This is a genomic window from Streptomyces sp. NPDC057438, assembly GCF_042802995.1.
In the GTDB taxonomy this organism is placed as follows: Bacteria; Actinomycetota; Actinomycetes; order Streptomycetales; family Streptomycetaceae; genus Streptomyces.
Window position 1 is genome coordinate 1 of the sequence record NZ_JBHVDD010000055.1, and the last position, 12,562, is coordinate 12,562.

Below are 12,562 nucleotides of genomic sequence, written 5' to 3' on the forward strand. Positions count from 1 at the left end.
AAGAAGGCCCCGGTCCACTGGACCGGGGCCTTCTTCGATCTATCTCACGAGCGGACGACCAGGTTCGAACTGGCGACCTCAACCTTGGCAAGGTTGCGCTCTACCAACTGAGCTACGTCCGCGCTGCGCCGTGGCGCGAGGCCTACTATACCCAACCTCGCTCCCGTGCGAGACGCACCGCCGCGTGCCGGTTCTCCACCCCGAGCTTGGACACGGCCGACGACAGATAGTTCCGCACGGTCCCCTGGGACAGCGCGGCCCGCTCGGCGATCTCCGCGACGGGTGCACCGTCGGCCGCGAGTTCGAGCACCTCGGCCTCCCGCGCCGTCAGCGGGGAGTCGCCGGAGGAGATCGCGTCGGCCGCCAACTCCGGGTCCACGTAGCGGTTCCCCGCGTGCACGGTCCGGATGATCTCCGCGAGCCGCTGCGCGCTGACGGTCTTGGGGACGAACCCGCGCACACCCGCCGCGAGCGCCCGCTTCAGATGCCCCGGCCGGCCGTGCCCGGTGACGATCAGCACCCGGCAGTCCGGCAGTTCGGCCCGCAGCGATGTGGCGACCCTCACACCGTCCGCCCCCGGCATCTGCAGGTCGAGCACGGCGACGTCCGGCTCGTGCGCCCGGGCCATGGCCAGCGCCTCCGGCCCGCTCGCCGCCTCCGCGACCACGGCCAGGTCGTCCTCCAGCGACAGCAGCGCGGCCAGGGCACCCCGGATCAGGTGCTCGTCGTCGGCCAGCAGCAGCCGCACGGGCCGCCCCGCCCTCGCCGGTGCGCCGGCTGCGCCGGTCATGACGCGCCCCCGGGAACGGCCGCGACGGCCGAGCCCCGTGCGACCGGGTCGGACACCGGGGCCGACGCCGCCTCCGGGCCCGAGGCGGCCTCCGGACCGGCCGGGCCCAGCGGTACCCGCGCCACCACCCGGAATGCCTCCCCGCCCACCGGGCCCGCCTCCAGCGTCCCGTCCACGACCGCCAGGCGCTCCCGCAGCCCGGCGAGCCCGGACCCGGCGCCGACGGAACGGCCGGCGTCCTCCTGCGCACCCGCCGTCCGCATCCCGTCGTTCTCCACGGTCAGCACCACCTGCCCCTCGGTCACCTTCAGTGTCACCGCGCACCGCACGGCGTTCCCGTGCCGCAGCACGTTGGTCGTCCCTTCCCGCACCACCCAGGCGAGCGCGGACTGCACCTCGCCGGGCAGCCCGGCGGCCTCGGCGCCGTCGACCGAGCAGTCGATGCCGGCCGCCGCCAACACGCCCTGGGCACCGGCCAGTTCGACCCCGAGGTCGGCCTCCCGGTACCCGCGGACGACCTCCCGCACCTCGCGCTGCGAGTCCTGCGCGATCCGCTGGACCTCGATCATCTGCTCGACGGCCTCGGGCCGCTCCCTGCGGGCCAGCTGGACGGCCAGCTCGCTCTTGAGGGCCATGACCGCGAGGTTGCGGCCGATCACGTCGTGCAGGTCACGTCCGAAGCGGAGGCGCTCCTCGGCGACGGCGAGCCGGGCGCGGGTCTCGCGGGCGTCGGCGAGTTCGTAGACGGCGTCGAGGAGCCAGACGGAGAAGACGGCCGTGAAGGCGAGCGCTCCGCCGCTGATCAGCACGACCATCGCCGTGACCAGCGCGCCGGGCCCCGGTGTGCCCAGCAGGAGGGCCAGCAGGGCGGAGCCCGCCGCGAAGCCGCCGACGATTCCCAGGACCCGCTTCCGGTCACGGACGCCGAGCGTCACGTTACCGACGCCGAAGATCACCACGACGCTGAAGATGCCGGCGTTGTCGGCGACCTCCCCCTTCAAGCCGTGGTCGGCGATCACGAAGGTGAGGACGGCGATCACCGCGGTGACGGCGGTGAGTGTCCACAGCAGCCGTACGGGCTGGGCCCGCCGGCCGCGCGTCCAGTCGAGTGCCCGGGACGCGGTCACCGCACAGGTCGCGGCGTGCAGGACCACCACGAGCAGCATCAGCCAACTGGCCGGCCGCCCCGGCCCCACCTCGGCGAAGGCGGGCAGTCCGGCCGCGAGGAGCTCGATCACCGCGAACATGTGGAACGACCACCGCGTGTACGCCTCCACCTTCGCCGGTGTGCTCTTCATCCGCCACCAGGTCCCCGGCCCCCGCATGGCTCAACTCCCCTCATCGGCGCGGTTCCCAGCGGAACCACCGCCGTACAGCAAACACCGCGATCACGGTCCAGGCCAGCGCCGTGGCGACGGCGCCCAGGGCGTCGTACGCGGACAGGTCGCCGGTCCAGCCGCCGCGCACCAGGGTGATGACCGGGGTGAGCGGCAGCAGTTCGAGGAAGGAGGCCAGGCGGTCCGGCAGCACTTCGAGCGGCACGGTGATGCCGGAACCGAGCAGCGACACGAACATCAGCGGCAGGCTGGTGACCTGCGCGCTCTCGGCGGTCCGGCTGAAGCTCGCGGTGACCGCCGCCAGCGCCACGCACAGCACGACACCCAGCAGCAGCCCCAGCACGGCCAGGTGTGGCGCGGACGGCGCCTCCATGTCCAGCAGGACCGTGCATCCGATCGCGACGAGCACGCACTGCGCGAGCGCGATGCCGGCGGCGGGCAGCGCGGCCCCGATCAGGATCTCCGGGTCGCGCAGTTCACCGGTCCGCAGCCGCTTGAGGACGAGTTCCTCGCGGCGGACGACGAAGATGTTGGTCAGGGCGGTGTAGACCGCGAAGAGGAGCGAGAAGCCGATGGCGGCGGTGAGCATGACCGTCCCGACGTCCAGTCCCGCCTCACCGAGGTCCATCTGGTCCGTCGCCGACCGCACGCTGAGCGGCAGCAGCAGCGGCACGAACAGCGCCGTGAACAGTGTGGCCCGGCTCCGCCCCAGCAGCGTCAGCTCGGCGCGGGCGAGCGCCGTCATCCGGCCCCTGAGGGTCGTCGTCCCGGCGGCCGCGACGACCGGCGCCGCACCCGCAGCGGTACCCGTCGCCCCCGTACCCGTACCCGTACCGCTGCCCGTACCCGTGGTCGTCCTCATACCGCCACCCCGCCCTGGTGCGCTTCCTCGCCCGCGGGCGATCCCATGTCCGTACGTGCCCCGGCGCCCGCCCGCGCCGCCTCCGCCGTCTCCCGTGCGATCCGCAGGAACGCCTCCTCCAGCGAGGCCGACCGCACCTCCAGCCGCCGCAGCTCGATGCGCGACCGCTCGGCCCACAGCAGCAGTCCGGTGGCCGCCCGCTGGAGTTCGTTCGTGCGCAGCACGACCACGCGGTCGTGCTCCTCGTGCCCGGTGACGCCCAGTTCGCCGAGCGGCGGCAGGTCGCCGAGGAAGTACCCGGCGGGCAGTTCGAAGGAGATGCGGGACGGCTGGGAGGCGGTCACCTCGGCCGGGGTCCCGGTCACGGCGACGGTCCCCTCGTGGAGGATGGCGAGCCGGTCGGCCAGGTCCTCGGCCTCCTCCAGGTAGTGCGTGGTGAGCAGTACGGTCGTCCCCCCGTCCCGCAGCTCCCGCACCAGTTCCCAGGTGTCCTGGCGGCCCTCCGCGTCGAGGCCGGTCGTCGGCTCGTCCAGGAAGAGGACCTCGGGGCGCCCGAGGAGCGCGAGCGCCAGGTCCAGGCGCCGCTTCTCGCCCCCGGACAACTGCTTGACCCGTACGCCGGCCCGCCGCCCGAGCCCGACGATCTCCAGGGCCTCCCCGACGGGCCGGGCCCCGCTGGTGCAGCCGGCCCACATCCGCACCGTCTCCGCGACGGTCAGCTCGGAGGGGAAGCCGCCTTCCTGGAGCATCACGCCGATCCGGGGGCGCACGGCCGCGCGCTCCCCGTAGGGGTCGTGCCCGAGGACCCGTACCCGGCCGCCGGACGGCGGTGCGAGCCCCTCCAGCACCTCGACCGTCGATGTCTTGCCCGCGCCGTTGGTGCCCAGGAGCGCGAAGAGTTCTCCCCGGCCGACGGAGAAGGTGATTCCCCGTACGGCCTCGAAACCGCCCCCGTACACGCGGCGCAGGTCGGTGACCTCGATCACGTTCTCGTGATCGTGAGTGTTCACGTCGTCGTGCCCGTTCGTCTTCATGTCCTCAGCGTCCCGGTGACACGGGCCGTGGAGCAGTGCGCGGTGTCATCACTCGGCATGACAAATGTCAGACGCGGGCAGCGGGATACACGGGGAGCGGGATACACGGGCAGCGGGATACGCGGGCGAGGGGAAGACGGACACGAAGAAGGCCCCGGTCCAGTGGACCGGGGCCTTCTTTCACGAGCGGACGACCAGGTTCGAACTGGCGACCTCAACCTTGGCAAGGTTGCGCTCTACCAACTGAGCTACGTCCGCATTGCCTCCGACCGGCTCCCACCGATCGGCGCGAGGACTACTTTACCTGATCCACCGGAGTGGTCGGTCAAGTGATCCAGAGCGGGTGACAGGAATTGCACACTGCGCCTTCCCCCTGGAAGGGGGATGTTCTACTACTGAACTACACCCGCGTGACTCCGGTGAGCCGGGCCTTTCGGCCTTGCCCCTCGGCGTGCTCCAGACTCTAGCTGATCCGCCGGGGGGCAACGCAAGTCGGTTGTCCCCGGGGGCCAAGTCGGCCGCCCCCGGGGCCCGCTGACGGACTCTGAGGGCGACCGTGTCCGGAGCGGTGCCTACTGCGCCTCGGCGAACGCCTCGTAGACCCGCTTGGGGATCCGGCCGCGCGCGGGGACCTCCAGCTTGTTGGCCTGGGCCCAGGCGCGGACGGCCGCGGGGTCCGGGGCGACCTGCGTCTGCTTGTAGGCCTTGCCCGACCTCGACCGCTTGCGGCCGGCGTCCACGTAGGGCGCGAGCGCCTTACGCAGTTTCCTGGCATTGGCTTCGTTCAGGTCGATCTCGTACGACTTGCCGTCGAGTCCGAAGGCGATCGTCTCCGCCGCTTCCGAGCCGTCGATGTCGTCGGAGAGAGTGACCACGACACGCTGCGCCACGAATATCGGTCCCTTCGTGCGACATCTCAGTCGTTGACGTGCTCTGACGTCAGCAAGATGTCGGTTGTCCGGCTGTTATTTGGGCAAAGTATCGGCTATTGCCAATTCATTTGTACAGTGCCCGGCATTGCAATGTGAAGACAGACTTAATCCGCCCGCGTGTCCCGCGCGCAATAGGGATCCCGGATCTTTCCCAGAAGTTTTCATGAGGGTGATCACCTGATACCGGATCGTGACCGCCGTCACCCGGAATCCCTGTAGATTCCTACGAATCTACCCGCGTAGAAATTTTGTACAGGTAGTCTGAAGGAACCTGCTCAGCACCACACACCGGGAGTGCCAGTGGCACGCGTCGTAGTCGACGTCATGCTCAAGCCGGAGATCCTCGACCCCCAGGGCCAGGCGGTGCAGCGCGCGCTGCCGCGTCTCGGTTTCGAGGGCGTCTCCGACGTACGTCAGGGAAAGCGATTCGAACTGGAAGTTGACGGACCGGTGGACGACGCCGCGCTCGCCCGCATCCACGAACTGGCGGAATCCTTCCTCGCCAACACCGTGATCGAGGACTTCACCGTCAAGGTCGAGGAAGTCGCGGAGGCCGGAAAGTGACCGCTCGTATTGGCGTCGTCACATTCCCCGGCAGCCTCGACGACCGGGACACCCAGCGTGCGATCAGGCTCGCCGGTGCCGAGCCCGTCGCCCTCTGGCACAAGGACAAGGACCTCCACCAGGTCGACGCCGTGGTGCTGTGCGGCGGTTTTTCCTACGGCGACTATCTGCGCGCCGGAGCCATCGCGCGCTTCTCGCCGGTGATGGAGACGCTCATCGAGCAGGCGAAGGCCGGACTGCCGGTCCTCGGCATCTGCAACGGCTTCCAGATCCTCACCGAGGCCCACCTCCTGCCCGGCACGATGCTGCGCAACGACCACCTGCACTTCATCTGCCGCGACCAGAAGCTGCGGGTGGAGAACGCCGAGACCTCCTGGACCACCGACTACACGGCCGGCCAGGAGATCCACATCCCGCTGAAGAACAACGACGGGCAGTACGTCGCCGACGCGTACACGCTCGACAAGCTGGAGGCCGAGGGCCGTGTCGCCTTCCGGTACCTCGACTTCAACCCCAACGGTTCCCAGCGGGACATCGCCGGCGTCACCAACGAGGCCGGCAACGTCGTGGGCCTCATGCCGCACCCGGAGCACGCCGTGGAGCCGCTGATCGGCACCGGCCGCACCGACGGCCTCCCCTTCTTCACCTCGATCCTCAAGAAGCTGGTCAACGCATGAGCCGGACGCCTCTGGACACGGTCGAGCACGCGGCCGCGACCCCCGACGTCGAGCTGCCCTGGGCCGAACTGGGCCTGAAGAAGGACGAGTACGAGCGGGTCGTGGAGATCCTCGGCCGCCGGCCCACCGGCGCCGAGCTCGCCATGTACTCCGTCATGTGGTCCGAGCACTGCTCGTACAAGTCCTCCAAGGTCCACCTGCGCCAGTTCGGTGAGAAGGCCCCGCAGTCCGACGCCCTCCTCGTCGGCATCGGCGAGAACGCCGGCGTCGTCGACGTCGGCCAGGGCTACGCGGTCACCTTCAAGGTCGAGTCGCACAACCACCCCTCCTACGTCGAGCCCTACCAGGGCGCGGCCACGGGCGTCGGCGGCATCGTCCGCGACATCATCGCGATGGGCGCCCGCCCGGTCGCGGTCGTCGACCCGCTGCGCTTCGGCGCGGCCGACCACCCCGACACCAAGCGCGTCCTGCCGGGTGTCGTCGCCGGCATCGGCGGCTACGGCAACTGCCTGGGCCTGCCGAACATCGGCGGCGAGGTCGTCTTCGACGCCTGCTACCAGGGCAACCCGCTGGTCAACGCCGGTGCCATCGGCGTCATGCGGCACGAGGACATCCACCTCGCGAAGGCGTCCGGCGCCGGCAACAAGGTCATCCTCTACGGGGCCCGCACCGGCGGCGACGGCATCGGCGGCGCCTCGATCCTGGCCTCCGAGACCTTCGACGACGCCAAGCCCTCCAAGCGCCCCGCCGTCCAGGTCGGCGACCCCTTCCAGGAGAAGCTCCTCATCGAGTGCACCCTGGAGGCCTTCAAGGAGAAGCTGGTCGTCGGCATCCAGGACCTCGGCGCGGCCGGGCTCTCCTGCGCCACGTCCGAGCTGGCCTCGAACGGCTCCGGCGGCATGCGCGTCACCCTCGACGACGTCCCGCTGCGCGACTCGACCCTCTCGCCCGAGGAAATCCTCATGAGCGAGTCGCAGGAACGCATGTGCGCGGTCGTGGAGCCGGAGAAGGTCGACCGGTTCCTGGAGATCTGCGACAAGTGGGACGTCATCGCCACGGTGATCGGCGAGGTCACGGACGGCGACCGTCTGGAGATCTTCTGGCACGGCGGCAAGATCGTCGACGTCGACCCGCGCACGGTCGCGCACGACGGCCCGGTCTACGAGCGCCCCTACGCCCGCCCGGAGTGGCAGGACGCCCTCCAGGCGGACGACGCGAACAAGCTGCCGCGCCCGGCGACGAGCGAGGAGCTGAAGGACCAGGTCCTGAAGCTGGTGGCGTCCCCGAACCAGGCGTCGAAGTCCTGGATCACCTCGCAGTACGACCACTTCGTGCAGGGCAACACGGTGCTCGCCCAGCCCGAGGACTCCGGCATGATCCGCGTCGACGAGGAGAGCGGCCTCGGTGTCGCCATCGCGACCGACGGCAACGGCCGCTACGCCAAGCTGGACCCGTACCACGGCGCCCAGCTGGCCCTGGCGGAGGCGTACCGCAACGTCGCCACCACCGGCGCCAAGCCGCTGGCCGTCTCCGACTGCCTGAACTTCGGCTCTCCCGAGGACCCGGCGGTCATGTGGCAGTTCGCGGAGGCCGTACGCGGTCTGGCGGACGCCTGCCAGCAGCTGGGCACCCCGGTGACCGGCGGCAACGTCTCCCTGTACAACCAGACGGGCGAGGTGGCCATCCACCCCACCCCGGTCGTCGCGGTCCTGGGCGTCATCGACGACGTGGCCCGGCGCACCCCGGTCGCCTTCCAGGAGGAGGGCCAGCTGCTCTACCTGCTCGGCGACACCCGTGAGGAGTTCGGCGGCTCGGCCTGGTCCCAGGTCGTCCACGACCACCTCGGCGGACTGCCCCCGCAGGTCGACCTGGAGCGCGAGCGCCTGCTGGCCGAGATCCTGATCTCCGCCTCCCGCGACGGCATGATCGACTCCGCGCACGACCTCTCCGACGGCGGCCTGATCCAGGCGGTCGTGGAGTCGGCGCTGCTCGGCGGCAAGGGCGCGCGCCTGATCGTCCCCGACGGTCTGGACGCGTTCACCTTCCTCCTCTCGGAGTCGGCCGGGCGGGCCGTCGTGGCCGTCCCCCGCTCCGAGGAACTCCGCTTCAACGACATGTGCGGCGCCCGGGGACTCCCGGCCACCCGCATCGGTGTCGTCGACGGCGACTCGGTGGAGATCCAGGGCGAGTTCACGCTCTCCCTGGAAGAGCTGCGCACGGCCCACGAGGCCACGATCCCGGCGCTGCTGGCGTAGTCCCCGTACGACGGAGCCCCGCCCGGTCGGTCATCGACGCTTCCGGGCGGGGCTTCCTCGCGTTCCGGCGGGTCAACGGACGTAGGCCCTGAGGATCTCCGTGTCGAGTGCGGTACCGGCCGGATCGGGGAGAGGAACTCTCTCGCCGAACGCCGCGGTGCGCACGTCGCGATAGCCGCCGACCAGCGGGTCGGGGCCGCTGTGCACGACAACCGTGCGGGAGCCCCGGTCGATCAGCAGGTACAGCGGGATCCCGGACTGCCCGTAGACGGCCGGCTTCTCCTGCCGGTCCCACCGGTCGGTGTCCGCGTCGTAGGAGGTGACCTCGACGACCATGAGTACCCCGTCGGGGTCGGCCCACTCGCCGTGCCCCGCGAAGTGCGCCTCGGGCACGAGCACCGCGTCCGGTCTCGCCCGGCCCTCCCGGGACGCGTCGACCCGGAGCCCCTGGCCCTGGTACAGGTCCAGGTCGGGCCTGGTCCGCAGAAGGTGCCGGGCCAGCCGGGCCACGATGGTGCCCCGGCTCCCGTCCGCGGCCCTCTTGACGCCGAGCCGTCCGTCGATGAACTCCAGCGTGACGGTCTCGGGAGCGGCGGAGGCGATCGCTTCGAACTCCTCCACCGACATCTGGGACGTGCGCTCGGCTCCGGCCTCCATGGCGCCCCCTTCCAGGTGAGGGCCAGTGGCACCGGGGTTTCGCCGTCGCCGGGTGCAGTTCGCCGTCGATCACGCTGGCGGGTGACCCCCTCCCAGGGCCCCGCCCTCGCCCAGAAGGGCCCTACGCTCAGCCCATGCCCCCCGCCAGGAAACGCCCCCGCACCTACGACCCCGCCAAGACCCGCAAGGCCGTGCTGGCCCAGTTCGGGAACGTACGGGAGGCGGTGGGCACCCTCACCGACGAGCAGCTCGCGGCGCCGACCCGGCTCGGCGCGTGGACGGTCCGGGACCTGGCCGCGCACCTCACCATGGCCGTCGAGAGCGTCAGCCGGGCCCTGGAGCGGCCCGAGCCGCCGAAGGCCGAGCTGAACCCCCTCGACTACGCCTCCGCGACCGCCGCCCACGCCGAGGCGATCGACGAGGGCAGCCGCGGCCTGGCCGCGGCCACCCCCGACCTCGTCGCCCTCTACGCGGGCGTCGAGCGGCGGATCACCGAGGCCCTCGCCGCCGCCCCGCAGGGCCGGATCATCGACACCCGGGCCGGCGGCATGCTGCTGGACGACTACCTGGTCACCCGCACGATCGAGCTGATCGTCCACACCGACGACCTGAACGCGGCCGTCCCCGGCCTCGCCGTCCCGCACGACCGGACCGCCCTCGCCACCTGCGTCCGGCTGCTCGCCGACACCCTGGCCGCGCGGGCGCCCGGCGGCTCGACGGAGGTACGGATCCCGCCGTACGCCGTGGTGCAGTGCCTGGAGGGGCCGAGGCACACCCGGGGCACCCCGCCGAACGTCGTCGAGACCGACCCGCTGACGTGGATCCGGCTGGCCACCGGCCGCCTGGACTGGGCCGGCGCCCTGGACGACGCCGAGGTCAGTGCGAGCGGCGAACGGGCCGACCTGAGCGCGCTCCTGCCCCTCATGCGCTGATCCGGGCCACGGAACCCGGTGGAACCACCCACGCATCCCACCCGTCCCACCGCCATGGACAAGCGACTGCGACTGACCCTCACCGCCCTGGCCGTGCTTCCGCTGCCGCTGCTCGCGGCCTGTGGCTCCGAGTCGGCCGGCGACCCCGGCAGCGGCGCCGTCGACGCGAGCACCAAGAAGTCCTCGGTCACCGGCGTCCGCTGGAAGGTGGACAGCCTCACCGTGGGCGGGAAGACCGAGCAGGCCCCCGCCGCCGCTTACCTGGAGATCGCCGACAACGGTGACGTCGAGGGCAACTACGGCTGCAACACCTTCGGCTCGACCGCCGCCTTCGAGAAGGACGGCATCGACTTCGAGACCGCCCGGTCCACCGAGATGGCCTGCGGTGACGCGCCCATGAAGTTCGAGAAGACCTTCGCCCGCACCCTCGACGCCGGGACGTTCACGCCCGAGACCACCGACGGCGGACTCACCCTCACCACAGGTGACGGCGACACCGTGAAGCTGACGAAGGAGAAGCCCGCCGCGCTGTACGGCACGACGTGGCGGGTCGACTCCCTCATGGACCACGACGTCGCCACCTCCCTCCCCGAGGCGGCCCGGGGCAAGGCGTGGTTCACCCTCGACAAGGAGGCCGGGACCCTCAGCGGAAGCGTCGGCTGCAACGACATCTCCGCGAAGGCCACGGTGAGCGAGGACCGGATCACCCTCGGCAGTCCGCGGACCACCCGGAAGATGTGCTCCGACTCACTCATGGCCGCCGAGAGGAGCTTCCTGGAGATCTTCAAGGGCACGGTGGAATATCGGATCGATCACCGCAGTATCACGCTGACCAGGGAAAACGACACAGGTATCGGTGCCGTCGCCGACAAGTGACGTGCGAAGGGCCGCAGTCGGGGACCAGGGTGGGCGGGATCGCCGGATTCGGACCGGTGCACGATCTCGCCTACACTCGGTGGCGTGCCACGTGGTGACGGACGACTCAACCACGACCTTCTCCCCGGCGAGAAAGGCCCCCAGGACGCGTGTGGCGTCTTCGGTGTCTGGGCGCCGGGTGAAGAGGTCGCGAAGCTCACTTACTTCGGGCTCTACGCCCTCCAGCATCGGGGCCAGGAATCCGCGGGTATCGCGGTCAGCAACGGCTCCCAGATCCTCGTCTTCAAGGACATGGGCCTCGTTTCCCAGGTCTTCGACGAGACCTCGCTCGGTTCCCTCCAGGGTCACATCGCGGTCGGTCACGCCCGCTACTCGACCACCGGTGCCTCCGTGTGGGAGAACGCCCAGCCGACGTTCCGTGCCACCGCGCACGGCTCCATCGCGCTCGGCCACAACGGCAACCTGGTCAACACCGCCCAGCTCGCCGAGATGGTCGCCGACCTGCCCAAGCAGGAGGGCCGTACGCCCCGCGTCGCGGCCACCAACGACACCGACCTGCTCACCGCGCTCCTCGCGGCCCAGGTCGACGAGGACGGCAAGGCGCTGACCGTCGAGGAGGCCGCTCCGAAGGTCCTCCCGCAGGTCCGCGGTGCCTTCTCCCTGGTCTTCATGAACGAGCACACCCTCTACGCCGCCCGTGACCCGCAGGGCATCCGCCCGCTGGTCCTCGGCCGGCTGGAGCGCGGCTGGGTCGTCGCCTCCGAGGGTGCCGCCCTCGACATCTGCGGCGCGAGCTTCGTCCGCGAGATCGAGCCGGGCGAGTTCATCGCCATCGACGAGAACGGTCTGCGCAGCTCCCGATTCGCGGAAGCGAAGCCCAAGGGCTGTGTCTTCGAGTACGTCTACCTGGCTCGCCCGGACACCGACATCGCCGGCCGGAACGTGTACCTCTCCCGCGTGGAGATGGGCCGCAAGCTCGCCAAGGAAGCACCCGTCGAGGCCGACCTGGTCATAGCGACCCCGGAGTCCGGAACCCCGGCCGCCATCGGGTACGCGGAGGCCTCGGGCATCCCGTTCGGTGCGGGTCTGGTGAAGAACGCGTACGTCGGACGTACGTTCATCCAGCCCTCGCAGACGATCCGCCAGCTCGGCATCCGTCTGAAGCTGAACCCGCTGAAGGAAGTCATCAAGGGCAAGCGCCTGGTGGTCGTGGACGACTCGATCGTCCGCGGCAACACCCAGCGCGCGCTGGTCCGGATGCTCCGTGAGGCGGGCGCGGCCGAGGTCCACATCCGGATCTCCTCGCCGCCCGTGAAGTGGCCCTGCTTCTTCGGCATCGACTTCGCGACCCGCGCCGAACTCATCGCCAACGGCATGACGATCGACGAGATCGGCACCTCGCTCGGCGCCGACTCCCTGGCGTACATCTCCCTCGACGGCATGATCGAGGCGACCACCATCGCCAAGCCGAACCTCTGCCGTGCCTGCTTCGACGGCGAGTACCCGATGGAGCTGCCGGACCCCGAGCTGCTCGGCAAGCGGCTCCTGGAGACCGAGCTGGCCGCCGGTCCGGCGGCCACGGCCGCGGCCGACGCGATCCGTCGCCCGTAAGCGGCGTCCCACCTGCAGTACGACACGAAAGTTCT

12 protein-coding genes and 3 tRNA genes are annotated in these 12,562 nt (G+C 70.7%); 6 read left to right on the plus strand and 9 right to left on the minus strand.

Annotation, left to right across the window (positions count from 1 at the left end; genetic code table 11):
* Nucleotides 1-49 precede the first annotated feature (49 nt).
* From ACFU5F_RS26200 to ACFU5F_RS26235, 8 genes are all read right to left on the minus strand, one after another.
* Nucleotides 50-122 (minus strand) — tRNA-Gly (locus tag ACFU5F_RS26200).
* Nucleotides 123-145: 23 nt separating this feature from the next.
* On the minus strand, nt 146-790 hold the full coding sequence (locus ACFU5F_RS26205) for a response regulator (RefSeq protein ID WP_383891893.1): 645 nt from the start codon (nt 788-790) through the stop codon (nt 146-148).
* Nucleotides 787-2,115, minus strand: coding sequence for a sensor histidine kinase (locus ACFU5F_RS26210; RefSeq protein ID WP_383891896.1), 1,329 nt, complete (start codon nt 2,113-2,115; stop codon nt 787-789). Before ACFU5F_RS26210 ends, ACFU5F_RS26205 begins: the two co-directional genes overlap by 4 nt.
* Nucleotides 2,116-2,128: 13 nt before the next feature.
* A complete protein-coding gene (locus ACFU5F_RS26215) occupies nt 2,129-2,872 on the minus strand; it encodes an ABC transporter permease (protein WP_383892015.1) in 744 nt (247 codons plus the stop codon).
* A gap of 113 nt (nt 2,873-2,985) precedes the next feature.
* Nucleotides 2,986-4,023, minus strand: coding sequence for an ABC transporter ATP-binding protein (locus tag ACFU5F_RS26220; RefSeq protein ID WP_383891899.1), 1,038 nt, complete (start codon nt 4,021-4,023; stop codon nt 2,986-2,988).
* 185 nt (nt 4,024-4,208) lie between these two features.
* Nucleotides 4,209-4,281 (minus strand) — tRNA-Gly (locus ACFU5F_RS26225).
* An 80-nt stretch (nt 4,282-4,361) separates the two neighbouring features.
* Nucleotides 4,362-4,433 (minus strand) — tRNA-Gly (locus ACFU5F_RS26230).
* Between the two features lie 162 nt (nt 4,434-4,595).
* Entirely contained in the window at nt 4,596-4,913 is a 318-nt protein-coding gene (locus ACFU5F_RS26235; protein ID WP_013002422.1) for an Lsr2 family protein, read from the minus strand.
* 342 nt (nt 4,914-5,255) lie between these two features.
* Between ACFU5F_RS26235 and purS the strand changes: the two genes are divergently transcribed.
* From purS to purL, 3 genes are read left to right on the plus strand one after another with little or no spacing between them, the layout of a single operon-like run.
* Nucleotides 5,256-5,519, plus strand: coding sequence for a phosphoribosylformylglycinamidine synthase subunit PurS (gene purS, locus ACFU5F_RS26240; RefSeq protein WP_005482678.1), 264 nt, complete (start codon nt 5,256-5,258; stop codon nt 5,517-5,519).
* Nucleotides 5,516-6,196: a phosphoribosylformylglycinamidine synthase subunit PurQ gene (gene purQ / locus ACFU5F_RS26245; protein WP_086803083.1), complete on the plus strand. Its 681-nt coding sequence runs from the start codon at nt 5,516-5,518 to the stop codon at nt 6,194-6,196. Before purS ends, purQ begins: the two co-directional genes overlap by 4 nt.
* Complete coding sequence (gene purL / locus ACFU5F_RS26250; RefSeq protein ID WP_383891904.1) at nt 6,193-8,451, plus strand: phosphoribosylformylglycinamidine synthase subunit PurL; 2,259 nt, start codon at nt 6,193-6,195, stop codon at nt 8,449-8,451. Before purQ ends, purL begins: the two co-directional genes overlap by 4 nt.
* A gap of 72 nt (nt 8,452-8,523) precedes the next feature.
* On the opposite strand, the gene ACFU5F_RS26255 is transcribed toward purL, so the two are convergent.
* A complete protein-coding gene (locus ACFU5F_RS26255) occupies nt 8,524-9,108 on the minus strand; it encodes a Uma2 family endonuclease (RefSeq protein ID WP_383891906.1) in 585 nt (194 codons plus the stop codon).
* Nucleotides 9,109-9,242: 134 nt separating this feature from the next.
* Between ACFU5F_RS26255 and ACFU5F_RS26260 the strand changes: the two genes are divergently transcribed.
* The 3 genes from ACFU5F_RS26260 to purF all read left to right on the plus strand — a co-directional run bounded on the left by ACFU5F_RS26260 (nt 9,243) and on the right by purF (nt 12,527).
* Nucleotides 9,243-10,040: a sterol carrier family protein gene (locus ACFU5F_RS26260; RefSeq protein ID WP_383891908.1), complete on the plus strand. Its 798-nt coding sequence runs from the start codon at nt 9,243-9,245 to the stop codon at nt 10,038-10,040.
* A gap of 18 nt (nt 10,041-10,058) precedes the next feature.
* On the plus strand, nt 10,059-10,916 hold the full coding sequence (locus ACFU5F_RS26265) for an META domain-containing protein (protein ID WP_383891911.1): 858 nt from the start codon (nt 10,059-10,061) through the stop codon (nt 10,914-10,916).
* A gap of 84 nt (nt 10,917-11,000) precedes the next feature.
* Nucleotides 11,001-12,527: an amidophosphoribosyltransferase gene (gene purF / locus ACFU5F_RS26270; protein ID WP_383891914.1), complete on the plus strand. Its 1,527-nt coding sequence runs from the start codon at nt 11,001-11,003 to the stop codon at nt 12,525-12,527.
* The last annotated feature ends 35 nt before the right edge of the window (nt 12,528-12,562 follow it).

Coding starts and splice junctions, on each gene's coding strand:
- ACFU5F_RS26220 (WP_383891899.1), bottom strand. CDS start 4,023: ATGAAGACGAACGGGCACGACGACGTGAACACTCACGATCACGAGAAC.
- ACFU5F_RS26215 (WP_383892015.1), bottom strand. CDS start 2,872: ATGACGGCGCTCGCCCGCGCCGAGCTGACGCTGCTGGGGCGGAGCCGG.
- ACFU5F_RS26205 (WP_383891893.1), bottom strand. CDS start 790: ATGACCGGCGCAGCCGGCGCACCGGCGAGGGCGGGGCGGCCCGTGCGG.
- ACFU5F_RS26255 (WP_383891906.1), bottom strand. CDS start 9,108: ATGGAGGCCGGAGCCGAGCGCACGTCCCAGATGTCGGTGGAGGAGTTC.
- purL (WP_383891904.1), top strand. CDS start 6,193: ATGAGCCGGACGCCTCTGGACACGGTCGAGCACGCGGCCGCGACCCCC.
- ACFU5F_RS26260 (WP_383891908.1), top strand. CDS start 9,243: ATGCCCCCCGCCAGGAAACGCCCCCGCACCTACGACCCCGCCAAGACC.
- ACFU5F_RS26210 (WP_383891896.1), bottom strand. CDS start 2,115: ATGCGGGGGCCGGGGACCTGGTGGCGGATGAAGAGCACACCGGCGAAG.